The organism is Streptomyces sp. NPDC025833 (genome assembly GCF_055558055.1).
The window spans coordinates 286,636-311,927 of the sequence record NZ_JBVHNF010000003.1 but is presented as its reverse complement, the minus strand read 5'-3'; the positions used below and the strand labels follow the sequence as shown (position 1 = coordinate 311,927).

Here is a 25,292-nt window from a genome sequence, read left to right as displayed (position 1 = left end):
GGGGCCGGCCACCGTGCCCGTCGGGCCGGTGGCCGGCCCCTGCTCAGTCCAGCACCACGATCTCGGACGCGTCGAACTCCACCCCGACCGCGCTGCCCGGCTCCGGTGCGTCCCGGAGCGCGCAGGCCGCCTCCAGCCGCGGGCCGTCCGCCGGCTGGAGGCGGACCGCCACGTGGGTGCCCCGGAAGGTGCGGGCGGTCACCGTGCAGGGCAGCCCCTGGTCGGCCGGTACGAGACGGACGCCGGCGGGGCGGACCAGGACCGAACGGCCGCCCTGCGCCGAGCCGTCGGGGACGGGCAGCTTGCCCCACGCGCTGTCCGCGGCCGTACCGGCGACCGTCGCCCCGACCACGTTCTCGAAGCCGAGGAAGCGCGCCACGAACGCGTCGGCGGGCCGCTGCCACACCTCGACGGGCGTCCCGGACTGCGCGATCCGCCCGTCCCGCATCACCACCACCCGGTCGGCCAGCGCGAACGCCTCCCCCTGGTCGTGGGTGACGGCGAGCACGGTCGTACCCAGCCGGCCGAACAGCTCCCGCAGTTCGACGACCAGCCGCTCGCGCAGCGAGCGGTCGAGCTGGCCGAGGGGCTCGTCCAGCATGAGCAGCCGGGGCCGGGGCGCGAGCGCCCGGGCGAGGGCCACCCGCTGCTGCTCGCCGCCCGACAGCGAGGCCACGGCCCGCCGGGCCGCCCCCGGCAGCCCGACCAGGTCGAGCAACCGGCCCACCTCGGCCTCCCGTTCGTCCTTGGCCACCCCGCGCATGCGCAGCCCGAACGCCACGTTCGCGCCGACGTCCCGCTGCGGGAAGAGCTGGTGGTCCTGGAACATCAGCCCGACGCCCCGCTGGTGCGCGGGCGCCCCGGACTGGTCCCGGCCGTCGAGCAGCACCCGGCCGGAGTCCAGCCGCTGGAGCCCGGCGACGGCCCGCAGCAGCGTCGACTTCCCGCTGCCGCTGGGTCCGAGCACGCACACCACCTCGTGCTCGGCCACCTCCAGGCCGACCGCGTCGAGCACGGCCCGCCCGCCGAAGCGCACGGTCGCGGCATCCAGGGTCAGCAGCATCAGAACTCCCCCGTCCGGTCGGTACGCAGCCGTTCCAGGATCAGCAGCGCGGCGGCGCACACCACCATCAGAATGGTCGAAAGGGCCATCGCCTGCCCGTAGTTGAGTTCCCCGGGGCGGCTGAGCAGCCGGGCCACCGCGACCGGGAGGGTGGGGTTGTCGGGCCGGGCGATGAACACGGTCGCCCCGAACTCGCCCAGCGACACGGCGAACGCGAACCCGGCGGCGACCAGCAGCGCCCGCCGCACCAGCGGCAGGTCCACCTCCCGCCACACCCGCCAGGGCGAGGCCCCGAGCACCGCGGCCGCCTCCCTGAGCCGGGTGTCCACCGCCCGCAGCACGGGCAGCATGGTCCGGACGACGAAGGGGGCGCCGACCAGCGCCTGGGCGAGCGGCACCAGGATCCAGGACTGGCGCAGGTCCAGCGGCGGCTCGTCGAGCGCGATCAGGAACCCGAAGCCGACGGTCACGGCGGAGACGCCGAGCGGCAGCATCAGCAGCGCGTCGAAGCCCCGCAGCAGCCGGCCGGCGTCCCGGCGGGCCAGTGCGGCCGCGGCGAGGCCGCCGATCACCACGGCGATGGCGGTGGCGGCGACGGCGTACTCCAGCGAGGTCCACACCGCGTGCACCGGCGCCACCAGGAACGTACCGCCGTCGGACGCGGTCAGGGCGCGGTAGTAGCCGAGGCCGGCGCCCTCGAAGGAACGCCGGACGAGCACGGCGAGCGGCAGGACCAGCAGCAGCGCGACGGTGCCGAGGACCCCGGCGAGCAAGGCCCACTGCCCGGCCCCGCGCGGCCGGCGCGCGGTCACCGCGGGGTCGACGAGGCGCAGCGCGGTCTCCCGCCGCCGTACCGTCCAGGCGTGCACGGCCAGGACGGCGCCGACGGCCGCGAACTGCACGAGGGTGAGGACGGCGGCCGTGGACAGGTCGAAGGCCTCGGTGGTCTGCCGGTAGATCTCCACTTCGAGGGTGGAGAAGGCAGGGCCGCCGAGGATCTGCACCACGCCGAAGGAGGTGAAGGTGAACAGGAACACCATCAGCGCGGCGGCGGCCACGGCGGGCGCGAGCGCGGGCAGGGTGACCTTGCGCCAGGCCGCCGCCGGGGAGGCGCCGAGCATCCGGGCGGCCTCCTCCTGCCGGGGGTCGAGCTGCGCCCACAACCCGCCGACGGTGCGGACGACGACGGCGTAGTTGAAGAAGACGTGGGCCAGCAGGATGGCCCACACCGTGGTGTCCAGCCGTACGCCCCACAGCTCGTCGGTCAGCCCGCCGCGGCCGACGAGGGCGAGGAACGCGCTGCCGGCCACGACGGTCGGCAGCACGAACGGCACCGTGACGACCGCCCGCAGGACCTGCTTGCCGGGGAAGTCGAAGCGGGCGAAGACATGCGCGGCGGGCAGCGCCAGCAGCAGGGTGAGCGCCGTGGAGGCGAGCGCCTGCCAGGTAGTGAACCACAGCACGTGCCGGATGTCCGGCTGCGCCACCACGTCCGCGATCCGCCCGAACCGCCAGGCGCCGTCCGCCTTCAGTCCGCGCGCGACGATCGCGGCCACGGGCCAGGCGAAGAACAGCGCGAAGAACAGGGCGGGCAGGGCGGTCAGGGCGAGCCGTACGGCGCCGCCGCGCAGGTCCCGCCTGCGCGGGGCTACTTCACTACGAGCGAGGTCCACGACTTGACCCACTGGTCGCGGTTGGCGGCGATCTTCCCGGGCGCGAGCGTCTCGGGGTTCCGGGCCGCCGGTCCGTACCGCGTGAACTCGGCGGGCACCTTCGCCCCGTCGAGCACCGGGTAGACGAACATGTTCAGCGGCATGTCCTCCTGGAACTCCTTGGAGACGAGGAAGTCGACGAGCGCCTTGCCGCCCTCGGTGTTCGCCGCGTTGCTCAGCAGCCCGGCGAACTCGACCTGGCGGAAGCAGGTGCCGGCCACCACGCCCGTCGGGGCGGTGGCGGGCGGCTTCTTCGCGTAGATCACCTCGGCGGGCGGCGAGGAGGCGTACGACACGACGAGCGGCCGGTCGCCGCCGGCCTTCCTGCCCTGCGCGGAACCGGAGAACTCCTGGTCGTAGGCCTGCTCCCAGCCGTCGACGACCTTGACGCCGTTGTCCTTCAGCTTCTTCCAGTAGCCCTGCCAGCCCTCGTCCCCGAACCGCGCGGCGCTGCCCAGCAGGAAGCCGAGGCCCGGTGAGGAGGTGGCCGCGTTCTCGGTGACCAACAGGTTCTTGTACCGCGGCTCGGCGAGATCCGCGAAGGACCGCGGCGGGGCCAGCCTGTGCTCGCTGAAGTAGGCCTTGTCGTAGTTGACGCAGACGTCGCCGTAGTCGACGGGCGTGACGCGGTGCCGGTCCCGGTCGAGCTGGTAGGCGGCGCCGACCTTGCCGAGCCCCTTGGCCGCGTACGGCTGGAACAGGCCGTTGTCGAGGGCCCGGGACAGCAGCGTGTTGTCGACGCCGAAGAAGACGTCGCCCTGCGGGTGATCCTTGGTCAGGATCGCCTTGTTGACGGCCTGGCCGGCGTCGCCGTCCTCCAGGACCCGCACCCGGTACCCGGACCGCTTCTCGAAGTCCGCGAGGACGTTCTTCGAGACGGCCCACGAGTCGTGGCTGACCAGGGTGACGGTCTTGGAGTCGGCGGACGTCCCGCTCCCGCCGGAACCGCACGCGGACAGGCCGATCAGGCCGAGCCCGGCCGCCACGGCCACGAAGGTCTTGTTCTGCACTGGTTGTCCTCCTGGGGTTGGCCAGGAAGAGACGCGGCCCTGCCCGGGCTCCTGGCCAGGAGCCCGGGCAGGGCGCAACAGCTTGAGTGGTGTCCGAACTCCCTACCCAGAATGACCTGGGCGAGGTTCAGAGGGTCTGCGGCCCTGTCCGCCGCACTCTCAGCGCTGTGGCGCTCCCCTGTCGGAATATGAAGATGTGTGGACCCGGCCAGATTACCGCTCGGTGGCCGCGAGCTGGCCACAGGCTCCGTCGATCTCCTGCCCCCGGGTGTCCCGGACGGTCACCGGCACCCCGTGGGCGGCGATGGCCTCGACGAACGCCTTCTCGTCCTCGGGCCGGGAGGCGGTCCACTTCGACCCGGGCGTCGGGTTCAGCGGGATCAGGTTGACGTGCACGGGCCTGCCCTTGAGCAGCCGGCCGAGCCGGTCACCGCGCCACGCCTGGTCGTTGATGTCCCGGATCAGCGCGTACTCGATGGACAGCCGGCGCCCGCTCCTCGCGGCGTACTCGAACCCGGCGTCGAGCACCTCGCGCACCTTCCACCGCGTGTTCACGGGGACGAGGGTGTCGCGCAGCTCGTCGTCGGGGGCGTGCAGGGAGATGGCCAGCCGGCACTTGAAGCCCTCGTCGGCGAACCGGTGGATGGCCGGGACGAGTCCGACGGTGGACACCGTGATCCCGCGCTGGGACAGCCCGAGGCCGTCCGGGGCGGGGTCGGTGAGCGCGCGGATGGCGCCGACGACCCGCTTGTAGTTGGCGAGGGGCTCGCCCATGCCCATGAAGACGATGTTGGACAGCCGCGCCGGGCCGCCCGGCACCTCGCCGTCCCGCAGGGCCCGCATCCCGTCCACGATCTGGTGGACGATCTCGGCGGTGGACAGGTTCCGGTCCAGCCCGGCCTGCCCGGTCGCGCAGAACGGGCAGTTCATCCCGCATCCGGCCTGCGAGCTGATGCACATGGTGACCCGGTCCGGGTACCGCATCAGCACGGACTCGACGAGGGTCCCGTCGAACAGCCGCCACAGCGTCTTGCGGGTGGTCCCCTCGTCGGTGGACAGGTGCCGCACGACGGTCATCAGCTCCGGGAACAGCGCTTCCCGGAGCCTGGCACGCGAACCGGCGGGGATGTCCGTCCACTGCTCCGGGTCGTGCGCGTACCGCGCGAAGTAGTGCTGCGAGAGCTGCTTGGCACGAAACGGCTTCTCCCCCGCCTCGGCCACCGCGTCCTTGCGCTCGGCGGGCGAGAGATCGGCGAGATGCCGCGGCGGCTTCTTGGCTCCGCGCGGCGCGACAAAAGTGAGTTCTCCGGGCTTGGGCATGGTGCATCCAGTGTCGCAGATCGACTTGGGTGACCTGGGACCGTCGCTCGCGGTGGACCGGAGACACGCACTGCCGCCGGACACCGGCGAGAGCGCCGCGGCCGTGGGTGCGGGCCCGGGGCGCTCAGGCCGTCTCGGCTTCCCTCCTGCGGCGGTGTGCCGTGACCGCCCGCGTGAACGCGCTGGGCGGCGGTAGCACGTCACCCCTCAGGAACGCGCCGAGACCCTCGGGAGCATCCTGACTGACGAACGGGCGTCGGACACCGGCTTTCGACGAGACCTGTTCGCCGCCGTTCATGGTCGGCCCGAAGCCGCGGGCGCGGTGCCGGCGGCTGCGGCGGTGGGCGTCGCGGGCCAGTTCGCCCGCGGCGAGGGCCGCCGCCGACACGGCGCGGGTCCAGGGTGGTCCCCCGAGCGCCGCCCACACCACGCAGCCGCATCCGGCGGTCCTACCGGACATGTGCGGGCCCGGGCTTCCGTCACCAGGTCACCGGGAGGGACTTCGGGCCGCGGATCAGGCCGCCGCGCTGGAACTCGACCTCCCCGGGGGGCACGGCCAGCCGGATGCCGGGGAAGCGGGACAGGACGGCACCGATCATGACCTCGGCCTCCATGCGGGCCATGGCCGCGGCCAGGCAGTGGTGGGGGCCGTGGCCGAAGGCGACGTGGGAGGCTCCGTCTCGGTCGAAGTCGAGGGCGCCGGGGCCGGGGAACACCCTTGGGTCGCGGTTGGCGGCGAGGTAGGCGTTGTAGACGACGTCCCCGGCCCGGACCAGCCGGCCGCGGATCTCGACGTCCTCGGTGGCGATCCGGGGGATGCCGACGCCGTTGCGGTGCGGGACGTAGCGGAACAGTTCCTCCACCGCCCTGGGCAGCAGCCCCGGTTCACGGCGCAGCCGGTCCAGGTGCCCGGGGTGGGTGAGCAGCGCGTACATCATCGAACCGCTGTTGTTGCGGACCGCGTGGCCGCCGCTGACCTGTACCGCCATGGCGAGGGAGACCGCCTCGTCGTCGGTGATCTCCCCGGTGGCGGCGGCCCGGGCCAGCACGCCCGCCAGGTCGTCGCGGGAGTCCTCGCGGCGGGTCCGCAGCAATTCGGTGATCAGGGCGCGGGTCGTCCCGGCGGCCTCCCGGGCGCGGGCGGCGGAGCCGGCGCCGGCGGACAGCAGGGCCTCCCCCGTGGCGGCCCAGCGGTGCCAGTCCGTCTCCGCCACGCCCAGGAAGTCGTGGAGCACGGCGACGGGGAACGGGCCGTGCAGGTGTTCCATGAGGTCGGCCGGGGCACCGGCCCGGGCCATCCCGTCGAGCAGCCCGGCGGCCCTGCGCTCCGCGAGCGGGCGCAGCCGCCGCATGCTCCGGCCGGTGAACGCACGGGCGACGACACCGCGCAGCACGGTGTGCCGGGGCGGGTCGACGTACTGCAGGCCGGCGCTCTGGGAGGCGACCGGCACCGGGCGCATCGCGGTGACGTCGCGGCCGGCCACCCGGGCCCGGGAGAAGCGCGGGTCGGAGGTGACGAAGCGGACGTCCTCGTACCGCGTGACGAGCCAGGCCCAGCCGGCGCCGTGCGGCAGCCTGATCCGGGTGACCGGTTCGTCGCCCAGGGCCTCGTCGAGGAACGGGTCGGGGGCGAGCGCGGGCAGGTCGTCGACGGCCCAGGACCGCACCGGCGGGACGGGCGGGCCGGCGCACCGGCGCAGCGGGGCCCGGCCGGGTGCGGGGTCGAGGGGCATCGGGCACACTCCCTGCTGCGTCGCCGGGCGGCGGTGGGACCGCCGTCCCCAGAGGGAGTCTGCCGCGTCCGCGCCCCGGGCGCCGACTCGTGCTGCGGCATCCGGGGGCGGCGACCGGCAAGACGGCTGCCGGGCCCCCGTCCGCGTCAGGACGGGGGCCCGGCAGCCGTGGAGCGTGCGCGGGTCAGGCGGAGCCGACGAACACCACCAGCAGCAACCAGACCACCGGTGCCGTCGGCAGCAGCGAGTCGAGGCGGTCCATGATGCCGCCGTGGCCGGGGAGCAGGGTGCCCATGTCCTTGATGCCCAGGTCCCGCTTGATCATGGATTCGCCGAGGTCGCCCAGCGTGGCGCTGACCGCGACCGCGAGGCCCAGCAGCAGGCCCTGCCACCAGATGCCGTCGTCGATCAGGAACTCCATGCACAGCGCGCCCCCGGCCATCGCGAACAGCACCGCACCCAGCAGGCCCTCGCGGGTCTTGCCGGGGCTGATGCGCGGGGCGAGCTTGTGCTTGCCGAAGCGCCAGCCGACCGCGTAGGCGCCGGTGTCGCTGACGACCGTCAGCACCAGGAAGGTCAGCACCCGCCAGGAACCGTCGTGGGCGGTCAGCATCATCGCGACGAAGGTGGCGAGGAAGGGCACGTAGAACGCGGCGAAGACACCGGCCGTGACGTCCCTGAGGTAGCCCTCCGGCGGTTCCGTCATGCGCCAGACCAGCACGGCCAGGGCGGTCAGGGCCATGGCGACCCACGCGCCCTCGGCGTCGCGGACGTAGCCGGCGGCGACCATCGCCGCGCCGCCGACCGCGAGCGGCACGAGCGGCGCCTTGATGCCCTTGCGCTCCTGGAGCCTGCTGGTCAGTTCCCACAGGCCGACGACGACCGCGACCGCGATCACGCCGACGAACACGGCCTTGACGACGAACAGGGACGCGACGATGACCACACCGAGCCCGACCCCGACGCCTATGGCGGCGCCCAGGTCACGGCCCGCGCTCTTCTTCTGCGGCGCCGGCGGCGTGTGGGGGACGTCGGGCATGGGCTCCGGGTTCTGGGTCTCGGCCGGGAGTTCCCGGGCCTGGAACGTCTCGTCTCGGAACGGGGGGCCGCCCGGCCGGGCGGCCGCCCGGCCGTCGTCCTGGTGACCGCCGTACGCGGGTACGTCGGGCACGATGGGCATGGGGCGGGTCTGCGGCGCCTCAGGCGCATCGTACGCGGGACCCGCCGGGGCAGCCCCCTGGGCAGGCCCACTCATCGTGGGCCCCCAGTACCCGGCCTGCCCCGCCGACGGTGGCGCCCCCCAGGAAGAGTCGCTCATCAGACTTCGAGCAGCTCCGCTTCCTTGTGCTTGAGCAGCTCGTCGACCTGGGCGACGTACTTCGCCGTCAGGTCGTCCAGCTCCTTCTCCGCACGGCGGCCCTCGTCCTCGCCGGTCTCGCCATCCTTGATCATCTTGTCGATGGCGTCCTTGGCCTTGCGGCGCACGGAGCGGATGGACACCTTGGCGTCCTCGCCCTTGCCCTTGGCGACCTTGATGTACTCGCGGCGGCGCTCCTCGGTCAGCTCGGGGAACACCACCCGGATGATGTTGCCGTCGTTGCTGGGGTTGACGCCCAGGTCGGAGTCGCGGATCGCCTGCTCGATGTTGCGCAGGGCGCTCTTGTCGAACGGGGTCACGACCGCCATGCGCGGCTCCGGCACGGAGAACGAGGCCAGCTGGTTGATCGGCGTCAGGGCACCGTAGTAGTCGGCCACGATCTTGTTGAACATCGCCGGGTGCGCACGGCCGGTGCGGATCGCGGCGAAGTCCTCCTTGGCGACCACGACGGCCTTCTCCATCTTCTCCTCGGCCTCGAGGAGGGTCTCTTCGATCACCACTTGCTCCTGCGTGTCTTGAGTGAGGCCCGGCCGCGGTTCCTCATGCGGGCGGCGGCCGGCTGCGTCGCGTCTTCTTCCTGCACGGTTCCCGACCGGCAGGACATTGTCCATCCCCTGGCCGGGGCGCGTCCTGTCCGTCCCCCGGACAGGTGGCGTGCCCCCGGCGACGGGGGCGTCCGGTCAGTCCCGGGTGCCCTGGTCGCCCACCAGCGTGCCGATCTTCTCACCCTTGACCGCGCGGGCGATATTGCCCTCCGTGAGGAGCTCGAAGACGAGGATCGGGAGCTTGTTGTCACGGCACAGCGTGATGGCGGTGGCGTCGGCGACCTTGAGGTCGCGGGTGATGACCTCGCCGTAGCCGAGGGCGTCGAACTTGACGGCGTCGGGGTTGGTCTTGGGGTCGGAGTCGTAGACCCCGTCCACACCGTTCTTGCCCATGAGCAGCGCCTCGGCGTCGATCTCCAGGGCGCGCTGGGCCGCGGTGGTGTCGGTGGAGAAGTAGGGCATGCCCATGCCGGCGCCGAAGATGACCACGCGGCCCTTCTCCATGTGCCGCACGGCGCGCAGCGGGATGTAGGGCTCGGCGACCTGGCCCATGGTGATGGCGGTCTGCACGCGGGACTGGATGCCCTCCTTCTCCAGGAAGTCCTGGAGGGCGAGGCAGTTCATCACGGTGCCGAGCATGCCCATGTAGTCGGAACGGGCGCGGTCCATGCCGCGCTGCTGGAGCTCGGCGCCGCGGAAGAAGTTGCCACCGCCGATGACGACCGAGATCTGCGCTCCGTCGCGCACGACGGCCGCGATCTCACGGGCGATCTTGTGCACCACGTCCGGGTCGACGCCCAGGCCCCCGCCACCGGAGAAGGCCTCTCCGGACAGCTTCAGCAGAAACCGGCCGCGTACTTTGCCGTCGTCGCTCGTCTGGGCGTTGGTGGTCATGGGGGATCCCGCCTCTTTCATGTGTTGCACATACGAAGAAGGCCATTGCCGATGGGGTTGCTTTTCGCTCCCATGCGCGGCAATGGCCTCCTCGTCAGATCTGCTGCCGTCCGCTCCACGCCGGGGTGCGGCGGTGTGCGCGGGCGACTGCGGTCGACCCTACCGGGATCTCCTCGCGGATCTTCCCGGGGGTCACGCGTCGATCGCGGTCCGGACTCAGATACCGACCTTGATGCGCGAGAAGCGCTTCAGGGTGACACCGGCCTCGTCCAGGACCTTCTGGACCGACTTCTTGTTGTCCAGCGCGTACGGCTGGCCGAGCAGCGTGGCGTCCTTGAAGAAGCCGTTGACGCGACCCTCGACGATCTTGGCGATCGCGGCCTCGGGCTTGCCCTCGGCGCGGGTGGTCTCCTCGGCGATGCGGCGCTCGGACTCGACGACCTCGGCCGGGACGTCCTCCTGGGAGAGGTACTTCGGCGCGAAGGCGGCGATGTGCTGGGCGATGCCCTTGGCGACCTCGGCGTTCGGCTTGTCCAGCTCGACCAGGACACCGATCTGCGGGGGCAGGTCGGGCATGGTGCGGTGCATGTAGGCGCTGACGTAGCCGTCGGAGAACTGCGCGAAGCGGTCCAGGACGATCTTCTCGCCGAGGTTGGCGTTGGCCTCGTCCACGAACGCCTGGACGGTCTTGCCGGCCTCGATCTCGGAGGCCAGCAGGGCCTCCAGGTCGGCCGGGTTCGTCTTGGCGACGTGCTCGGCGATGGCCTGGGCCACGGCCTGGAACTTCTCGCCCTTGGCGACGAAGTCCGTCTCGCACTTCAGCTCGACGATGACGCCGGAGGAGTTGTCGTCGGCGATGATGGAGACCACGGCGCCGTTCTCGGCGGAGCGGCCCTCGCGCTTGGCGACGCCCTTCTGGCCCTTGATGCGGAGCGCCTCGACGGCCTTGTCGACGTTGCCCTCGGCCTCGTCCAGCGCCTTCTTGCAGTCCATCATGCCGGCGCCGGTGAGCTCACGGAGCTTCTTGACGTCGGCGGCGGTGTAGTTCGCCATGAGTCTGTGAGTCTTTCTCGAAGTCTGGGAGATCTTCTGGATCCGCACGGTGTGCGCCCCACATGTGAGCGCGGAACGCGGACAACGTGCCGACCTACGGGTGAACAGCGGGGGCGGATTCCATCGCACCGGGGTGCTGTGGATGCGGCACCGCCCCCGCCGTCGAACGCTGACGGACCAGGCGTCAGGCCTGCTCGCCCTCCGCGGCCTGCTCGCCCTCGGCCGGAGCGGCAGCGGCCTCGGCGGGAGCCTCGGCCTCGGCCGGAGCGGCGTCAGCCTCGGCGGGAGCGGCAGCCTCGGCCGGAGCGGCGGCGGCCTCGGCGGCCGGAGCCTCGTCCTTCTTCTCACCCTCGAGCAGGTTGCGCTCCCACTCGGCGAGCGGCTCGCCCGCGGCCTTCTCGCCCTTGTCACCGGTGGCGACGCCGGAACGGGAGATGAGGCCCTCGGCGACGGCGTCGGCGATCACGCGGGTGAGCAGGGTGACGGAGCGGATCGCGTCGTCGTTGCCCGGGATCTTGTAGTCGACCTCGTCGGGGTCGCAGTTGGTGTCGAGGATCGCGACGACCGGGATGTTCAGCTTCCGGGCCTCACCAACGGCGATGTGCTCCTTCTTGGTGTCCACGATCCAGACGGCGCTGGGCACCTTCTGCATCTCGCGGATACCGCCGAGGGTCTTCTCCAGCTTGGCCTTCTCGCGGGAGAGGACCAGCAGCTCCTTCTTGGTCAGACCGGAGGCCGCGACGTCCTCGAAGTCGATCTGCTCGAGCTCCTTGAGGCGCTGCAGACGCTTGTAGACGGTCGAGAAGTTGGTGAGCATGCCGCCCAGCCACCGCTGGTTGACGTAGGGCATGCCGACGCGGGTGGCCTGCTCGGCGATGGCCTCCTGCGCCTGCTTCTTCGTACCGACGAACATGACCGTGCCGCCGTGGGCGACGGTCTCCTTGACGAACTCGTAGGCGCGGTCGATGTACGACAGCGACTGGAGCAGGTCGATGATGTAGATGCCGTTGCGCTCGGTGAAGATGAAGCGCTTCATCTTCGGGTTCCAGCGACGGGTCTGGTGACCGAAGTGGACGCCGCTCTCCAGCAGCTCCCGCATCGTGACGACGGCCATGGCCATCTCCTTGGTGTTCTCGGTTGTGCCGCGTCCGCCGGACGACGGTCGCGCCTGACGCCCGCGACGCGCCGTGCCACTAAGGACCGAGGGGCGCTTGGTACGAACCGTTGCCGATTGCCGTACCGGGGCGTGCGAAGTCGACCCGGTGACCCGGATCGCCAGAAGAAGTGTACGGGACCGACGGGGTACCGGGTGACGGCGCTGTCCACAGCCGGTGGGTGGTCCACAGGCCGGACCGGGGCCGAGGGGAATGCGGGACGGTTGCGCCATGCGACGAGAGATGCGACGCGCCGTGCTGTGGGCGCTCCTGCCGCTGGGCGTGTCGGCACTTCCGCTCACGCCTCCGGCCTGGGGGGACACCCCTTCCCCGGCCCCTCCCCCGGCTCCGGCGCCCCCGGTCGCGGCGATCGGCCGCGCCTGGCCGGTCGGCCTGCGCCCACCGGTCCTGCGGGGCTGGGAACCGCCGGCGACGGTGTACGCCCCCGGGCACCGCGGGGTGGATCTGGGGGCCCCGGCCGGTGCTCCGGTGCGCGCGGTGGCCGCCGGCCGGGTGGTGTACGCGGGGCGGGTGGCCGGGCGCGGGGTGGTGTCGGTGGCGCTGGCGGGCACGGATCTGCGCACCACGTACGAGCCGGTGCGCCCCTCGGTCGGGAAGGGGGACCGGGTGGGCGCGGGCGAGGTGGTGGGGACGGTGGAGCCGGGCGGCTCCCACTGCGGCCCCGCGACGTGCGTGCACTGGGGCCTGCTGCGGGGCGGCACGTACCTGGACCCGCTGTCCCTGCTGCCGCCCTGGCTGCTCGACGGCGGCCCGTCACGCCTGCTGCCGGTGTACCCCTGAGCGGCGGCGGGGCCGGCCCCGCACCCGCCGTCCGCGCCGTCGTGGACCGGCTGGTGAGCGTCTCGTCCGTACGGGTGACGGTCCGGCGCGTGCCGGCGGGCGTCAGCCCTTGACGCCCCGCAGGGCCATGGCCACGGCGGCGTCGGTGATGACCGCGGGGTCCTCGGCCGCCCCCAGCTCGATCCTGCGGACCGCCGCGTCCACCACCCCTTGCAGCAGCATCGCCGCGAGCCGGGGCTGCTCGTGGCCCATCTCGCCCAGCGCCTCGGCGATCATCGCGACCAGTCCCCCGTGGGCCGCCCGGATCTTCTCCCGCGCCCCGGCGTCCAGCTCGCTGGCGGAGATGGCCACGACGGCCCGGTGCCGCCGGTCCCCGACCAGCGCGAGCTGCCGCCGTACGTACGCCTCGACCTTGCCCTCGGCCGAGCCGGCGCGCTCCATCGCCCCCGCGACCTCCGCCGCCCACACCGGGAAGTCGACCGCGCACAGTTCCTCGACCACGGCGGCCCGCGACCGGAAGTACTCGTACACGGACGAGCGCGCCAGCCCCGTCCGCTCGGCCAGCGCGGGGAAGGTCAGCGCTTCGGTCCCGCCCTCGGAGAGCAGGGACCGAGCCGCGTCCAGCAGGGCGGCTCGCTGCATCGACCGGTGTTCGGCCACGGAGGCCGCTCGAATCCTTGGCACGTCGACCACTTTACGGACCCGTCGTCCGGTGAGGGAGGAGTCACCGTCCGAAGCTCGCCAGCTTGGCCCGTAGCTGGAGGACCGATTTGGTGTGGATCTGGCTGACCCGGCTCTCGGTGACGCCGAGCACGTTGCCGATCTCGGCGAGTGTGAGCCCCTCGTAGTAGTACAGGGTGACCACGGTCTTCTCGCGTTCGGGCAGCGTGTTGATCGCCCGGGCGAGGAACCGCCGCAGCTCCCGGTCCTCGGCCACCTCCACCGGGTTGTCGGCGGCGGTGTCCTCCAGCGTGTCCATCAGGCTGAGCCGGTCCCCGCCCTCGCCGCCGACGTGCAGCAGCTCCTCCAGGGCGACGACGTTGGCCAGCGACAACTGACTGAACACGGCGTGCAGTTCCTCGACCTCCATGCCCAGTTCGGCGGCGACCTCGCCCTCCGTCGGCGTCCGCCGCAGCCGCGCCTCCAGGGTGGCGTAGGCGCGTTCGACGTTCCGCGCCTTCTGCCGCACCGAGCGGGGGATCCAGTCCAGCGCCCGGAGTTCGTCGATCATCGCGCCGCGGATCCGGGTGATCGCGTACGTCTCGAACTTGATCTCCCGGTCGATGTCGAACTTCTCGATCGCGTCGATCAGCCCGAAGACCCCCGAGGAGACGAAGTCGGCCTGTTCCACGTTGGGCGGCAGGCCGACGCTGACCCGGCCCGCCACGTACTTGACCAGGGGCGAGTAGTGCAGGATCAGCTGCTCCCGCAGCCGGTCGTCCCCCGTCGCCTTGTACGACCGCCACAGCTCCTCGAGCGTCGAGGGGGCGGGCGGTCGCACGCTGCCACCGTCGCGGGCGGTTGGGGGGAGCGCCGCCCGGTCGGACCCGGAGGTGTGCTGGGGCATTCGTCGCCTTGTGCCGTTCTGCCGTGAAGTGCCGTGAAGTGCCGCGCGGCGGGAGGAAGCGGGGTTGGTGCGGGGAAGTGGGCTGACTGGGTGAGGTGTCGGTCCGGTGCCGGGTTCGTCCGGTCTGCGCCGCCACCGTCGTGAGCGTAGCGTGACTGAGGAGTCGCGGTGTGCGAACAACGGGGCGCCACCCCTGCGCGAGGGGCTCGTGCGGGGCGCGCGGGCGTGCCCGGCGGCTCGCTGCGCGTGACTGCCCCGGGGCACCAACTCCGGGCAACGTCAAGGGCGTCGGGGTTCCCCCGGACGGCCGAACACCGTCGGTCAGCACGGGCGGCGGCCGTTCCGGACCGAGATCAGCGCCTGGCGTGTCAACTTCCAGCCGTCGCCGTGTCGTTCGACGTAACCAAGTGCTCGGAGTTCGTACAGCCTCGCGATCGCCTCGTCCCGCGTGGTGCCCGCGCCGAGCGCGATCTCCCCGGTGGGCGCGGCCCGGTCCCCGGGCAGGGCCGCGAGCACGGCGCGGGCGGCCGGTGCCAGCAGATCGCGCGGGAGGACCGGGCCCCGCCGGGCCGGCGCGAGCTCGCCCATGTCACCCACCAGTTCGATCACCTCGCCGGCCTCGGTGACCAGGGCGGCCTCCTCGCGCAGCAGCTCGTGGACGCCGGCGGAGAGGGCGCTGGTGACCGGGCCGGGCACGCCCATGGTGAACCGGCCCAGGCGCTGCGCGGCCCGCGCGGTGGCCAGCGAGCCGCTGCGGCGGGCCGCTTCCACGACGACGGTCCCCCTGGTCAGGGCGGCGATCACCCGGTTGCGCAGGATGAACCGGCTGGGGGTGGGGTGATCGCCGGGCGGCAGTTCGCCGACCACGAGCCCCTGTTCCGCGATGCGTGCGATCAGCGCCGCGTGGCCGCGCGGGTAGGGCTGGTCGACGCCGCAGGCCAGGACGGTGACGGTGGCGCCGCGGGCGGCGAGCGCGCCCCGGTGGGCGGCGCCGTCGATGCCGTAGGCGCCGCCCGACACGACGACCCAGCCGCGCTCGGCGAGGCCGGAGGCGAGGGTGGCCGCCGCGTGGGTGCCGTACGCGGTGCAGGCGCGGGCGCCCACGACGGCCACCGAGCGCAGCGCCCACATGCGCAGGTTCGGCCGGCCGCGCACCCACAGGCCGAGGGGCCGCGCGTCCCCGAGGTCGTCGAGCTGGCGGGGCCACTCGCCGTCCCCCGGGCACACGAACCGCGCCCCCGCGTCCCGGGCCGCGGCGAGGTCGCGCTCCGGTTCGGCCCGCGCGGCCCGCGCGACGAGTCCCGCCCACCGGGTGCCGCTCACGCCCGGCAGCGCCCGGCCGCCGCAGCGCAGCCGCCGCACCACCTCCCGCACCCCGTGCTCCCGCACCCACCGCCCGCCGGCCTCGTCCCCCGGCTCGATCACCCGCCCGAGCAGGACGCGACCGAGGAGGTCGTCACCGGGCTCCCCGGCCCGGGTCACGCCGGCGCCCCGATGGCCATCGGCACGCCCCGGGGGACACCGGTGCGCAGGTGCAGCGCGAGGGCCACGTCGCCCGCGTCCGGGCGGTCGTGTCCGGCGAGGTCGGCGACGGTCCAGGCGACGCGCAGCACCCGGTCGATGCCGCGGGCGGTGAGCAGGCCCCGCTCCAGGCCGCGTTCGGCCTCGTCCATCGCCCCGGCGGCCGCCTGGTACCGGCTGCGCAGCTCGCGGCCGGGCACCTCGCCGTTGGCGCGCCAGGGGGTGCCGGCCAGGCGGGCCGCCGTCCGCTCCCGGGCCTGGCGCACCCGGGCGGCCACGGCCGCCGTGGACTCCCCGCGGGCGCCGGGCGCGGTGAGCTGGGCCCGGGTGACCGGATCGACCTCGACGCGCAGGTCCACCCGGTCCAGCAGGGGGCCGGACAGCCGGGACTGGTAGCGGCGGATCACCGACGGCGGGCACTCGCACAGCGAGTCACGGAGCGAGAAGCGCCCGCACGGGCAGGGGTTGGCCGCGAGGACCAGCAGGAACCTGGCCGGGAAGCGGACCACGCCGGCGCTGCGCGCGATCACCACGTGCCCGGACTCCAGCGGCTGCCGCAGGGCGTCCAGGGTCTGGCTGCGGAACTCGGGCGCCTCGTCCAGGAACAGCACGCCGCGGTGGGCCAGGGAGACCGCGCCGGGGCGGGCGATGCCGGGGCCGCCGCCGACGAGTGACTGCATCGTGGCCGAGTGGTGCGGGGCGCAGTAGGGGGCGGCGTCGATGAGCGGTTTGCCCGGGGGCAGCAGCCCGGCGACCGAGTGCACCGCCGTGACCTCGAGCGACTCCTCCCGGGTGAGCCGGGGCAGGACGGCGGGCAGCCGCTCGGCGAGCATCGTCTTGCCCGCGCCGGGCGGGCCCTCCAGGAACAGGTGGTGCCCGCCGGCGGCGGCCACCTCCACGGCGGTCCGGGCGGAGAGCTGGCCCACGACGTCCGCCAGGTCGTGGCCGTGGTCGTACTGCGCGGACCCGGTGGTGTGCATGCCGGTGGCGGCGCCCGCCCCCGGTACCCGCAGCCCCGCCAGCAGCGGGTCGGGCCGGCCCGGCTCGTCGGGCGCCTCGTCCGGGACGGGCTCCTCGGTCAGGACGGCGACGAGCTGCCGCAGACTGCGCACGCCGAGCACGGACACGCCGGGGACCAGCGCGGCCTCGGCCGCGGCGCACTCCGGCACGACCACCTGCTCGTAGCCGGCGTCGGCCGCCGCGAGGACGGCCGGCAGGATGCCCCGGACCGGTCGCACCCGGCCGTCCAGGCCCAGCTCTCCGATCATGACGATGTCGGCGAGGACCCGGGGATCGATCCGTTCGGCGGCGCCGAGCACCGCGCAGGCGACGGCCAGGTCGAAGCCCGAGCCGGCCTTGGGGACCGACGCGGGGCTGAGGCCGACGGTGAGCTTCTTCTGCGGCCACTCTCCGCCCGAGTTGACCACCGCCGCCCGGACCCGGTCCCGGCTCTCCGTCAGGCTCTTGTCCGGGAGGCCGACCAGGGTGAAGGCCGCGACGCCGGGTTCCAGGTCGGCCTGGACCTCGACGACGACGCCCTCGACGCCGACGAGGGCCACGGAGCACGTGCGGGCGAACCCCATTCAGGCCACCCCCCGCGCGTGCTCGACGGTGGGGGCGCCCCGGCGGGGCAGGACGACGCCGACCAGATCGATGCGGACGCCGCCCGGCGGGGCCCCGCCGTGGGCCTGGATCCAGTGCGCGGCCAGGGCGCGGAGCCGGGCCGCCTTCCCGGGGGTCACCGCGGCCATCGGGTGCTCCCAGGCGCCGCCCCGGCGCGTCTTCACCTCGCAGACGACGACCGCGTCCCCGTCCCGCGCCACGATGTCGATCTCGCCGGACCGCCCGCTGCGCCAGTTGCGCTCCAGGATCGTCATCCCGGCCTCGGCGAGCCACCGTGCGGCGAGGTCCTCCCCGTACTTGCCGATCGCTTCCCGTGCGTTCATGTCGGCACCACCTCCGGCGCCAACCGTCACGCGTTCCGGCCGAGGGTGTCGATCTTGGTGGACCACCCGGCCGCTGTGGAAAAAGCCGTCACCCGGAGGGGTGAGAACGCGCGCAACCGCAGGTCATCAGCCGCCCGGCAGCTCCAGGTCGCTCTTGTTCAGCTCTTCGATGTTCACGTCCTTGAAAGTCAGGACGCGTACCTGCTTCACGAAGCGGGCCGGCCGGTACATGTCCCAGACCCAGGCATCGGCCATCGTCACCTCGAAGAACACCTCGCCCTGCACCGAGTGCACCTGCATCTCGTAGTCGTTGGTGAGGTAGAACCGCCGCTCGGTCTCGATCACGTATTTGAACAGACCGACGACATCTCGGTACTCCCGGTAGAGCTTCAGCTCCATCTCGGTCTCGTACTTCTCGAGGTCCTCGGCGCTCATGGCATGTTCCCCTTCAGCCGTGCGGTCCCCCCATTGTGCGCCAGACCCCGGAACCCTCAGACGATTTCCGTCTCCAGGGTCACCGGCCTGTCCGGGGGCCCCTCGACGAGCAGCTTGCGCAGCAGCTCGGCGAGCCTGGTCGGGTACACCGTCTCATGCGTCCGGGCCAGTTCCCGACACGTCCACCAGCGCGCTCCGCGGACGCTGCGCCGCTCCAGTTCCGTCAGCGCCGTCGCCCCGGTGACCGTCTGGTGCGTGCGGGCGAGGTAGTACCACTCCTCCTGGTCCCAGCGGCGGCCGGCGAACGGGAACGAGCAGCGCCGCCGCCACAGGACGGGTCCCAGCTCGACGTCGGTGATGCCGGTCTCCTCCACGAGTTCCCGCCGTGCGGCCTCCTCGTGGGTCTCCGCGCCCTCCAGGCCCCCGCCGGGCGTGAACCACCAGGCGTCGGCCGGGTCGTCCGGCTCGTGGCCGTGCAGGAGCAGGATCCGGTCCTCGGGGTCGAGGAGGACCACCCGGGCCACCCTGCGCGGGCCGCCCCCGCCCTCGTGCGCCTCGTCGGCCGGGCGGACGGACTCAGCGGACACGTGCCGCCTCCACCCGGGCGGTGCGGGTGCGGGAGCGGCTCAGCAGCCCCGCGACCGGGCCGTAGGCGCCGCCGCCGAGGACCAGGACCGCGCCGGCCACGATCAGCAGCTCGATCGTGCGCAGCGGGCCCGGCGGGGAGAGCGCGCCGAGCGGTTCGAAGCCGGCGGGACGCTTGAGCCCGCCCTGCCAGGGCCAGACCACGGCCTCCACGCGCGCGGAGACGGCGCTTCGGGAGACGGTGCCCTTCGCCGCGTCCGTGAGGTGGGCGGTGGAGTCCAGGGAGCCCTGCCGTTCGTCGCCGAGCAGGAACAGCCGGCCCGCAGGGACCGTGACCGTGCCGAAGCCCTGGATCTCGGCGAGGCTGCCCTCGGGCAGGTACGACTCGTCGATCTGCTTGCCGTTGACGGTCAGCTTGCCCTGCGTGCAGCAGGAGACGGTGTCGCCGCCCACGGCGACCACGCGCTTGACCACCTTGGCGTTGTCGACCCAGGACCTGTCCTCGAAGACGACCACGTCACCGCGGCGCACCTCGCCGCCGTCGACGCGCTGGGCGAGCACCCGGTCGCCGGCGTCGATCGTGGGGGTCATGGAGCTGGTGGGCACGGTGTACGGGCGGTAGACCAGTGCTCCCCACGCGAATCCGCCCAGGAAGAGCAGCAGGCCCAGCGCCACGGCGATGTTGGACAGCCGCTGCCCGAGCCGGCCGCCGGCCTGCGCGGTGCCCGTGCCGCCGCCCTGCGGGACCGTACGCGTCATGCTCTCGCCACCCATGGACCCGCACCCTACCCGCCGGTCACGAGCGGGGGCAGCCCCTCCCGCCGTCCGCGGTCAACCGGCTGCGAGCGCTCGCCCCGGGCCGGTCCGAGCGGCCCGGGCCCGGCGGGGCGGGTGGGCCCGGCGGCGGCCAGGCCGTGGGTCACGGCCGTCCGGCCGGCGTCCCGCTCTCCGGTCCGGTCCGGAGCGCGTCCTCGCGCCTGCGCCGCCAGAGCGCGAACGGCATCACCGCGACGACGGCCACGCTCTGCGGGGCCACCGTCAGGGACGCGGCCGCGGAGGACTGCTGCCCCAGACCGGGCTGGTCGAAGGTGTCCGGGACCGGCAGGGTGCCCCAGCGGTTGATCGGCCACGCCTTGACGATCGCCCGGCCGACGACCTCGTCGACGGGGACCATGCCGTGGTTCTTGTCGGACTGGTTGTAGCGGGAGTCGCGGGAGTTCTGGCGGTGGTCGCCCATCACCCAGATGTAGCCCTCGGGGACCTTCACCTTGAACTGGCCGCCCTGGTCGTCCACGCTGCACGGCGTGTTCCCCGGGTAGACGTACGGCTCGTTCAGCGTCTTGCCGTTGACCCGCAGCGGTCCGCTGCCCTTGCACTCGACGGTGTCGCCGCCGACCCCGACCACCCGCTTGATCAGGTCCTTCTCCTCCGCCGACGGCATCAGGCCGATCCAGCTCAGGACCTTCTGCACCGGGTTGGGGTTCGGCGTCGGCTCGCCCGCGAGCCAGTCGGCCGGGTCGTGGAAGACGACGACCTCACCGCGCTCGGGCTCGGACCCGAACCAGGGGGTGAGCTTGTCGACCAGGACGCGGTCACCCTCCTGGAGGGTGTTCTGCATCGAGTCGGACGGGATCGAGAACGCCTGCACCAGGAAGGTCTTGATCAGCAGCGCCAGGACCAGCGCGATGCCGATCAGGATCGGCAGCTCCTTCCAGAAGGAGCGCGGTTTCTTCGGCCCGGGCGACCCGTCGTCCGCGGCCGCGCCGGGAGGTCCCTGCGGGTCCTGCGGCGTGCCGTCGTCGCCCGCGGCCGCGTCATTCCCGGAGGTCATGGCGCCGTCCTGGGTGGGAGCGGGCGGCTCCACGGGGCGCCCGCGGTGCTCCTCGCCGTCGTGTCCCGACCGTGCGCCTACCGCCACATCCCCCACGCCAACTCCTCACTCTGTGCCGCCGCCTGCCCCACGTACGGCGCAGGCCCACCACTCCCATAACGAGCGGGAGTTCCGCAGGGGTCGGGAGCTGTGCCATTCCGTTCGGATTCTCGGATTCAACCCTATGCGACCAGCGGGGAGCAGCGGTCGTCCGCGAGGCCGAGTCGGTGACGCTTGCGAAGGTTTTAGGTTCCGCCAGGCGCGTCCAGTGGCCGAGGGGCCAGCCGATCACCATGGCCCGTCCGACCACCGACTGCTCGGAGACCGTGCCGCCGAAGGGGGTGTCCTGGTGGGCGCGGGAGTCCGCCGAGTTCTCCCGGTGGTCGCCCATCACCCACAGCCGGCCCTCGGGCACGGTGATGTCGAAGGGGGTGGAGGAGGGCGGGTTCCCCGGGTAGAGGTAGTCGCCCTCGGTGAGCGGTACGCCGTTGACGGTGACGCGGCCCTGCGCGTCACAGCACTTGACGCGGTCGCCGCCGACCCCGATGACCCGCTTGATCAGGTCCTTCTCGTTGTCGGACGGCAGCAGGCCGATGAAGGCGAGCCCCTCCTTGAGCTGCTTGACGACGACGGGGGGCTCCTGCGCGGCGGTCTGCTCGCCCTGGAGCCAGCCGCCCGGGTCGTGGAAGACGACGACGTCCCCGCGCCGGGGCTCGGCGCCGAACCAGGGGGTGAGCTTGTCGACCAGGACCCGGTCGCCGATCCGGATCGTCTGCTCCATGGACCCGGACGGGATCACGAACGCCTGGACGAGGAACGTCTTCAGCACGAGCGCGATGAGGACGGCGACACCCACCAGGAGGGGGATCTCCCTGACGGCCGAGCGCCTGCGCTTGCGCTTGACCTTGCGCTGCAGTCTGCGGCGCTCCGCGCGCGTGCGGCCGCCGCCCGGGGCGGAGGTGCGCCGCGCCCCGGCGGGCGGCGGGTCGCCGGCCGGGCCGCCGGGCGTCCCGCGCGGCCTGCCGCGGTTACCCATGGCCGTCCTCCGCGGGAGCGGCGGGCACGTGCGCGTAGGCGGCCGGCCGGGTCAGCCTGGTCCAGTGGCGGTACGGCCACACGATCCAGTCGGCGCGGCCGATGACGTCGCCCACGGGGATCATGCCGCCGCCCGGCGAGCCGAGGTGGTCGCGGGAGTCGCTGGAGTCGCTGCGGTGGTCGCCGAGGACGAAGAGGCGGCCCGGGGGCACGACGATGTCGAAGGGAACGCTGGAGGGCCTGTCCCCGGGATGGAGGAACGCCGTCTCGTCGACCGGCCGGCCGTTCACCTCGATCCTCCGCTCCCTGTCGCAGCAGACCACATGGTCCCGCCCCACACCGACCACCCGCTTGATGTAGTCGGCGTTCCCGAAATACCCGGTGCCGTCGAAGACAATCACGTCACCGCGGCGCGGCTGGGCGCCGAAACGGTAGGCCGCCTTGTTCACGAGGACCCGGTCGCCGATCCGCAGCCCCTGCTCCATGGAGCCGCTCGGGATCTCGAACGGCTGCGCCACGAAGGTGTTGAGGAGCAGCAGGAACGCCAGACCGACGAGGACCGAGAGGGTGATCCGGCCGCCCGGGACCCATGCGGCGACGCGCGCCGCCAACGCGAAACGCGACCGGCCCTCCGCACCCGGGGTTCCGGTGTGGGAGGAGCGGTCGCGTTCCGTCGGCTGTGCTTCGGTGTTCATCGGGGCGAGATGGTATCCCGACCCGCCATGAACTCCTTCAGAGCGCTCAGCGCTCGCGCTTCTCCTTGATCTTCGCGGCCTTGCCGCGCAGCTCACGGAGGTAGTACAGCTTGGCGCGGCGCACGTCACCACGGGTGACCAGCTCGATCTTCTCGACGATCGGGGTGTGCACCGGGAAGGTGCGCTCCACGCCGACGGAGAACGAGACCTTGCGGACCGTGAAGGTCTCGCGGACACCGGCGCCCTGGCGGCGGATCACAACGCCCTTGAACTGCTGCACACGGGAGCGGTTGCCCTCGATGACGCGGACGTGGACGTTGACGGTGTCACCCGGACGGAAGGCCGGGACGTCGCTGCGCAGCGACGAGGCGTCGACGGAGTCGAGCAGGTGAGACATTTCGTCTGCTTTCTTCGCTGATGCCACAGGTCATCAACGGGAGCTAGGTGTACAGGAGGCTGCCGTGCGGGGTCGGGACGGGCGTCGTCTCCCCCTGTGGCAGGGGCGCACGCCGGACGGACGCACAACAGCGGTCTATTCTTCCACGCCCTCGGCCCGCCGCCAAAATCGGCCCCACCGCTCCCCCTGCGGGTCCGGTTCCCAGCCCAGGATGGAGAGCATCTCGCGGTCCTTCTTGTCGAACGCGCGGGGGGCGCAGCGCTCGATCAGGTCGGGCCGGTTGGCGGTGGTGCGCCGCAGGGCCTCGTCGCGGCGCCAGCGGGCGATCTTCCCGTGGTGGCCGCTGAGCAGCACGTCGGGGATGTCCCGGCCGCGCCAGGCGGGCGGCTTGGTGTAGACGGGGCCTTCGAGGAGGCCGGCCATGGCGCCGGGGGCGAAGGAGTCGTCGCGGTGGGACTCGGCGTTGCCGAGGACGCCGGGCAGCAGCCGGGCGACGGCCTCGGTGATGACCAGGACGGCCGCCTCGCCGCCGGCGAGCACGTAGTCGCCGATGGAGACCTCGTGCACGGGCATGCGGGTGGCGTACTCGTCCATGACGCGGCGGTCGATGCCCTCGTAGCGGGCCGGCGTGAAGATGAGCCAGGGGCACGCGGACAGTTCCACGGCGAGTTCCTGGGTGAAGGGCCGGCCGCTGGGAGTGGGGACGATCAGCGCGGGGCCCCGGGCGCCGGTCTCGTAGCCGTCGGCGAGGACCGTGTCCAGGGCCTCGCCCCAGGGGCCGGTCTTCATGACCATGCCGGGGCCGCCGCCGTACGGGGTGTCGTCCACCGTGTTGTGGCGGTCGTACGTCCACGCGCGCAGGTCGTGCACGCGGACGTCGAGCTGCCCACGCGCGCGTGCCTTGCCGACGAGGGAGACGTTCAGCGGATCGAGGTACTCGGGGAAGATCGTGATGACGTCGAGGCGCATCAGGACTCTTCCCCGGGAGCCGCGGAGCCCTCGGCCTCCCGCGGGGAGGCGATCTCCGCGCGGTCGTCGATCAGGCCCGGCGGGGGTGCGATGACCGCCTTCTGCTCCTCCAGGTCGATCGCGGTGACGATCTCCTCCACGAAGGGGATCAGCACCTCGCCGCCGTCCGGGCGCTCCACGATGAACAGGTCCTGGGAGGGCAGGTGCGAGATCTCGGTGATCCGGCCGACCTCCGTGCCGTCCTCGGTGACCACGTCGAGGTCGATCAGCTGGTGGTCGTAGTACTCGTCCTCGTCCTCGGGCGATTCCCCGGGGTCCACCTCGGCGATCAGCAGGGTGTTGCGCAGCGCCTCGGCGGCGCTGCGGTCGGCGACGCCCTCGAAGCGCAGCAGCAGCCGTCCGCTGTGGACGCGGCCGGCGGCGATCGTGAGCGGTCCGGTGGCTGCGGGGTCGGTGGCCAGGACGGCGCCCGGGGCGAGCCGCAGTTCGGGCTCGTCGGTACGTACCTCGACGGTGACCTCGCCCTTGATGCCGTGGGCGCGGCCGATCCGTGCGACTACCAGCTGCACGTGTCCAATTCTCCTGTCATCTGCTGCGCGCGCATCCTGCTCGTACGGCGTGCGCGGCCTGCTCATACGACTCGGGCCGGGGACGGCCAGTGGCCCTCCCCGGCCCGAGCCGGTTGCGATGAAGCGTCAGCGGACGTGGTCCACGTCGACGAGGTCGACGCGGACACCGCGGCCGCCGATGGCGCCCACGACGGTGCGCAGGGCGCGCGCGGTGCGGCCGTTGCGGCCGATCACCTTGCCGAGGTCGTCGGGGTGGACCCGGACCTCCAGCACGCGCCCGCGGCGCAGGTTGCGCGAGGCCACCTGCACATCGTCAGGGTTGTCGACGATGCCCTTCACGAGGTGCTCAAGCGCCTCTTCGAGCATGCTGCTCAGGCCTCGGTCGACTCGGACTCAGCCGCGGCCTCGTCCTTCTTCTCAGCCTTCTTCTTCTGGGTGATCGCCTCACCCTTGCCCTCGTCGTCACCGCCGAGGGCCTCGAACGACGGACGCGCGGCCTTCGGCGCGGCGACGAGCAGCGGCGCCGGGGCGGGCTCGCCCTTGAACTTCTGCCAGTCGCCGGTCTTCTTCAGGATGGCGAGAACGGGCTCGGTCGGCTGCGCGCCGACACCCAGCCAGTACGCCACGCGGTCGGCGTCCACCTCGATGACCGACGGGTTGTAGGTCGGGTGGTACTTGCCGATCTCCTCGATGGCCCGGCCGTCACGGCGGGTACGGGAGTCGGCGACGACGATGCGGTAGTGAGGCGAACGGATCTTGCCCAGACGCTTCAGCTTGATCTTGACTGCCACGGGAGTGGGTTCTCCTGGTTTTGACGTGGTTGGGCACGGCGAGTTGCCGCGTGGGGTTGCGGTACCCGAGTGCCCGATGGACGCGTCAGCCGGAGGAGAGAGGGGTCCTGTGCGACTGTCGAGTACAGCTAGACATTGTGCCATACCCCGCAGGTCGCTCTCGGCCCCGGGGACGTGAGCTGCGCGCGGGCAGGCCGAGGGGGCACCCGGCGCCGGAGGTGAGGTCACGTCGGGTGCGCTGTCCGGCGT

28 protein-coding genes are annotated in these 25,292 nt (G+C 72.8%); 1 reads left to right on the top strand and 27 read right to left on the bottom strand.

The window, feature by feature from the left end; translation table 11 throughout:
* Positions 1-43: 43 nt before the first annotated feature.
* The 11 genes from ACZ4K2_RS06545 to rpsB form a co-directional block, all read right to left on the bottom strand.
* Entirely contained in the window at positions 44-1,063 is a 1,020-nt protein-coding gene (locus ACZ4K2_RS06545) for an ABC transporter ATP-binding protein (RefSeq protein WP_467474342.1), read from the bottom strand.
* Positions 1,063-2,694, bottom strand: coding sequence for an ABC transporter permease (locus tag ACZ4K2_RS06540; protein WP_467474661.1), 1,632 nt, complete (start codon positions 2,692-2,694; stop codon positions 1,063-1,065). Before ACZ4K2_RS06540 ends, ACZ4K2_RS06545 begins: the two co-directional genes overlap by 1 nt.
* A gap of 17 nt (positions 2,695-2,711) precedes the next feature.
* Positions 2,712-3,785: a thiamine ABC transporter substrate-binding protein gene (locus ACZ4K2_RS06535; protein ID WP_467474340.1), complete on the bottom strand. Its 1,074-nt coding sequence runs from the start codon at positions 3,783-3,785 to the stop codon at positions 2,712-2,714.
* Between the two features lie 213 nt (positions 3,786-3,998).
* Positions 3,999-5,105, bottom strand: coding sequence for a dual-specificity RNA methyltransferase RlmN (rlmN, locus tag ACZ4K2_RS06530; protein WP_467474338.1), 1,107 nt, complete (start codon positions 5,103-5,105; stop codon positions 3,999-4,001).
* A 124-nt stretch (positions 5,106-5,229) separates the two neighbouring features.
* On the bottom strand, positions 5,230-5,565 hold the full coding sequence (locus ACZ4K2_RS06525; protein WP_467474337.1) for a hypothetical protein: 336 nt from the start codon (positions 5,563-5,565) through the stop codon (positions 5,230-5,232).
* 19 nt (positions 5,566-5,584) lie between these two features.
* On the bottom strand, positions 5,585-6,838 hold the full coding sequence (locus ACZ4K2_RS06520; RefSeq protein ID WP_467474335.1) for a cytochrome P450: 1,254 nt from the start codon (positions 6,836-6,838) through the stop codon (positions 5,585-5,587).
* 184 nt (positions 6,839-7,022) lie between these two features.
* On the bottom strand, positions 7,023-8,156 hold the full coding sequence (locus tag ACZ4K2_RS06515) for a phosphatidate cytidylyltransferase (protein WP_467474333.1): 1,134 nt from the start codon (positions 8,154-8,156) through the stop codon (positions 7,023-7,025).
* Positions 8,156-8,713: a ribosome recycling factor gene (frr, locus tag ACZ4K2_RS06510; RefSeq protein ID WP_467474332.1), complete on the bottom strand. Its 558-nt coding sequence runs from the start codon at positions 8,711-8,713 to the stop codon at positions 8,156-8,158. The genes ACZ4K2_RS06515 and frr overlap by 1 nt, the downstream gene beginning before the upstream one ends.
* Before the next feature lie 183 nt (positions 8,714-8,896).
* The gene (gene pyrH / locus ACZ4K2_RS06505) at positions 8,897-9,655 is read right to left on the bottom strand and encodes a UMP kinase (RefSeq protein ID WP_467474330.1); all 759 of its coding nucleotides are present in this window, start codon (positions 9,653-9,655) and stop codon (positions 8,897-8,899) included.
* Positions 9,656-9,871: 216 nt separating this feature from the next.
* Positions 9,872-10,708 carry a translation elongation factor Ts gene (gene tsf / locus ACZ4K2_RS06500; protein WP_467474329.1) on the bottom strand — a complete coding sequence of 279 codons (837 nt, stop codon included), beginning with the start codon at positions 10,706-10,708 and terminating at the stop codon, positions 9,872-9,874.
* A 184-nt stretch (positions 10,709-10,892) separates the two neighbouring features.
* Positions 10,893-11,822, bottom strand: a complete 930-nt coding sequence (gene rpsB / locus ACZ4K2_RS06495) for a 30S ribosomal protein S2 (RefSeq protein ID WP_467474328.1) — start codon at positions 11,820-11,822, stop codon at positions 10,893-10,895.
* Positions 11,823-12,093: 271 nt separating this feature from the next.
* On the opposite strand from rpsB, the gene ACZ4K2_RS06490 reads away from it, so the two are divergent.
* The gene (locus ACZ4K2_RS06490; protein ID WP_467474326.1) at positions 12,094-12,663 is read left to right on the top strand and encodes a murein hydrolase activator EnvC family protein; all 570 of its coding nucleotides are present in this window, start codon (positions 12,094-12,096) and stop codon (positions 12,661-12,663) included.
* Positions 12,664-12,765: 102 nt separating this feature from the next.
* On the opposite strand, the gene ACZ4K2_RS06485 is transcribed toward ACZ4K2_RS06490, so the two are convergent.
* From ACZ4K2_RS06485 to rpsP, 16 genes are all read right to left on the bottom strand, one after another.
* Positions 12,766-13,323 (bottom strand): TetR/AcrR family transcriptional regulator, encoded by a 558-nt coding sequence (locus ACZ4K2_RS06485; RefSeq protein ID WP_467474659.1) that lies wholly within the window; start codon positions 13,321-13,323, stop codon positions 12,766-12,768.
* Positions 13,324-13,387: 64 nt separating this feature from the next.
* The gene (whiG, locus tag ACZ4K2_RS06480; RefSeq protein ID WP_467474324.1) at positions 13,388-14,230 is read right to left on the bottom strand and encodes an RNA polymerase sigma factor WhiG; all 843 of its coding nucleotides are present in this window, start codon (positions 14,228-14,230) and stop codon (positions 13,388-13,390) included.
* Between the two features lie 321 nt (positions 14,231-14,551).
* Positions 14,552-15,712, bottom strand: coding sequence for a DNA-processing protein DprA (gene dprA / locus ACZ4K2_RS06475; RefSeq protein WP_467474322.1), 1,161 nt, complete (start codon positions 15,710-15,712; stop codon positions 14,552-14,554).
* Complete coding sequence (locus ACZ4K2_RS06470; RefSeq protein ID WP_467474321.1) at positions 15,709-17,334, bottom strand: YifB family Mg chelatase-like AAA ATPase; 1,626 nt, start codon at positions 17,332-17,334, stop codon at positions 15,709-15,711. The genes dprA and ACZ4K2_RS06470 overlap by 4 nt, the downstream gene beginning before the upstream one ends.
* The gene (locus ACZ4K2_RS06465) at positions 17,335-17,697 is read right to left on the bottom strand and encodes a YraN family protein (RefSeq protein WP_467474320.1); all 363 of its coding nucleotides are present in this window, start codon (positions 17,695-17,697) and stop codon (positions 17,335-17,337) included.
* A 126-nt stretch (positions 17,698-17,823) separates the two neighbouring features.
* Entirely contained in the window at positions 17,824-18,132 is a 309-nt protein-coding gene (locus ACZ4K2_RS06460) for a DUF2469 domain-containing protein (RefSeq protein ID WP_014675276.1), read from the bottom strand.
* A 56-nt stretch (positions 18,133-18,188) separates the two neighbouring features.
* Positions 18,189-18,719 carry an NUDIX hydrolase gene (locus ACZ4K2_RS06455; protein ID WP_467474319.1) on the bottom strand — a complete coding sequence of 177 codons (531 nt, stop codon included), beginning with the start codon at positions 18,717-18,719 and terminating at the stop codon, positions 18,189-18,191.
* Positions 18,709-19,491 (bottom strand): signal peptidase I, encoded by a 783-nt coding sequence (lepB, locus tag ACZ4K2_RS06450; RefSeq protein ID WP_467474318.1) that lies wholly within the window; start codon positions 19,489-19,491, stop codon positions 18,709-18,711. Before lepB (ACZ4K2_RS06450) ends, ACZ4K2_RS06455 begins: the two co-directional genes overlap by 11 nt.
* A gap of 145 nt (positions 19,492-19,636) precedes the next feature.
* Entirely contained in the window at positions 19,637-20,644 is a 1,008-nt protein-coding gene (gene lepB, locus ACZ4K2_RS06445) for a signal peptidase I (protein WP_467474316.1), read from the bottom strand.
* Positions 20,532-21,623, bottom strand: a complete 1,092-nt coding sequence (gene lepB / locus ACZ4K2_RS06440; protein WP_467474315.1) for a signal peptidase I — start codon at positions 21,621-21,623, stop codon at positions 20,532-20,534. The genes lepB (ACZ4K2_RS06445) and lepB (ACZ4K2_RS06440) overlap by 113 nt, the downstream gene beginning before the upstream one ends.
* On the bottom strand, positions 21,616-22,317 hold the full coding sequence (lepB, locus tag ACZ4K2_RS06435; RefSeq protein ID WP_467474313.1) for a signal peptidase I: 702 nt from the start codon (positions 22,315-22,317) through the stop codon (positions 21,616-21,618). The genes lepB (ACZ4K2_RS06440) and lepB (ACZ4K2_RS06435) overlap by 8 nt, the downstream gene beginning before the upstream one ends.
* Before the next feature lie 46 nt (positions 22,318-22,363).
* On the bottom strand, positions 22,364-22,714 hold the full coding sequence (gene rplS, locus ACZ4K2_RS06430) for a 50S ribosomal protein L19 (protein WP_467474312.1): 351 nt from the start codon (positions 22,712-22,714) through the stop codon (positions 22,364-22,366).
* A 135-nt stretch (positions 22,715-22,849) separates the two neighbouring features.
* Entirely contained in the window at positions 22,850-23,683 is an 834-nt protein-coding gene (gene trmD / locus ACZ4K2_RS06425) for a tRNA (guanosine(37)-N1)-methyltransferase TrmD (protein WP_467474310.1), read from the bottom strand.
* On the bottom strand, positions 23,683-24,252 hold the full coding sequence (rimM, locus tag ACZ4K2_RS06420) for a ribosome maturation factor RimM (protein WP_467474308.1): 570 nt from the start codon (positions 24,250-24,252) through the stop codon (positions 23,683-23,685). The genes trmD and rimM overlap by 1 nt, the downstream gene beginning before the upstream one ends.
* 126 nt (positions 24,253-24,378) lie before the next feature.
* Positions 24,379-24,618, bottom strand: a complete 240-nt coding sequence (locus ACZ4K2_RS06415) for an RNA-binding protein (protein ID WP_003973401.1) — start codon at positions 24,616-24,618, stop codon at positions 24,379-24,381.
* A 5-nt stretch (positions 24,619-24,623) separates the two neighbouring features.
* Positions 24,624-25,043: a 30S ribosomal protein S16 gene (gene rpsP / locus ACZ4K2_RS06410; protein ID WP_071370664.1), complete on the bottom strand. Its 420-nt coding sequence runs from the start codon at positions 25,041-25,043 to the stop codon at positions 24,624-24,626.
* Positions 25,044-25,292: the final 249 nt, after the last annotated feature.

Excerpts from the sequence above, each read along its gene's own strand:
- ACZ4K2_RS06545 (WP_467474342.1), bottom strand. The coding sequence starts at position 1,063 with ATGCTGCTGACCCTGGATGCCGCGACCGTGCGCTTCGGCGGGCGGGCC.
- ACZ4K2_RS06460 (WP_014675276.1), bottom strand. The coding sequence starts at position 18,132 with ATGAGCGCCGAGGACCTCGAGAAGTACGAGACCGAGATGGAGCTGAAG.
- whiG (WP_467474324.1), bottom strand. The coding sequence starts at position 14,230 with ATGCCCCAGCACACCTCCGGGTCCGACCGGGCGGCGCTCCCCCCAACC.
- ACZ4K2_RS06515 (WP_467474333.1), bottom strand. The coding sequence starts at position 8,156 with ATGAGCGACTCTTCCTGGGGGGCGCCACCGTCGGCGGGGCAGGCCGGG.
- rpsB (WP_467474328.1), bottom strand. The coding sequence starts at position 11,822 with ATGGCCGTCGTCACGATGCGGGAGCTGCTGGAGAGCGGCGTCCACTTC.
- ACZ4K2_RS06470 (WP_467474321.1), bottom strand. The coding sequence starts at position 17,334 with ATGGGGTTCGCCCGCACGTGCTCCGTGGCCCTCGTCGGCGTCGAGGGC.
- pyrH (WP_467474330.1), bottom strand. The coding sequence starts at position 9,655 with ATGACCACCAACGCCCAGACGAGCGACGACGGCAAAGTACGCGGCCGG.
- ACZ4K2_RS06415 (WP_003973401.1), bottom strand. The coding sequence starts at position 24,618 with ATGCTCGAAGAGGCGCTTGAGCACCTCGTGAAGGGCATCGTCGACAAC.
- ACZ4K2_RS06520 (WP_467474335.1), bottom strand. The coding sequence starts at position 6,838 with ATGCCCCTCGACCCCGCACCCGGCCGGGCCCCGCTGCGCCGGTGCGCC.
- rplS (WP_467474312.1), bottom strand. The coding sequence starts at position 22,714 with ATGTCTCACCTGCTCGACTCCGTCGACGCCTCGTCGCTGCGCAGCGAC.
- ACZ4K2_RS06490 (WP_467474326.1), top strand. The coding sequence starts at position 12,094 with ATGCGACGAGAGATGCGACGCGCCGTGCTGTGGGCGCTCCTGCCGCTG.
- rlmN (WP_467474338.1), bottom strand. The coding sequence starts at position 5,105 with ATGCCCAAGCCCGGAGAACTCACTTTTGTCGCGCCGCGCGGAGCCAAG.
- trmD (WP_467474310.1), bottom strand. The coding sequence starts at position 23,683 with ATGCGCCTCGACGTCATCACGATCTTCCCCGAGTACCTCGATCCGCTG.
- lepB (WP_467474318.1), bottom strand. The coding sequence starts at position 19,491 with ATGGGTGGCGAGAGCATGACGCGTACGGTCCCGCAGGGCGGCGGCACG.
- ACZ4K2_RS06465 (WP_467474320.1), bottom strand. The coding sequence starts at position 17,697 with ATGAACGCACGGGAAGCGATCGGCAAGTACGGGGAGGACCTCGCCGCA.
- lepB (WP_467474315.1), bottom strand. The coding sequence starts at position 21,623 with ATGGGTAACCGCGGCAGGCCGCGCGGGACGCCCGGCGGCCCGGCCGGC.
- tsf (WP_467474329.1), bottom strand. The coding sequence starts at position 10,708 with ATGGCGAACTACACCGCCGCCGACGTCAAGAAGCTCCGTGAGCTCACC.
- lepB (WP_467474313.1), bottom strand. The coding sequence starts at position 22,317 with ATGAACACCGAAGCACAGCCGACGGAACGCGACCGCTCCTCCCACACC.
- ACZ4K2_RS06525 (WP_467474337.1), bottom strand. The coding sequence starts at position 5,565 with ATGTCCGGTAGGACCGCCGGATGCGGCTGCGTGGTGTGGGCGGCGCTC.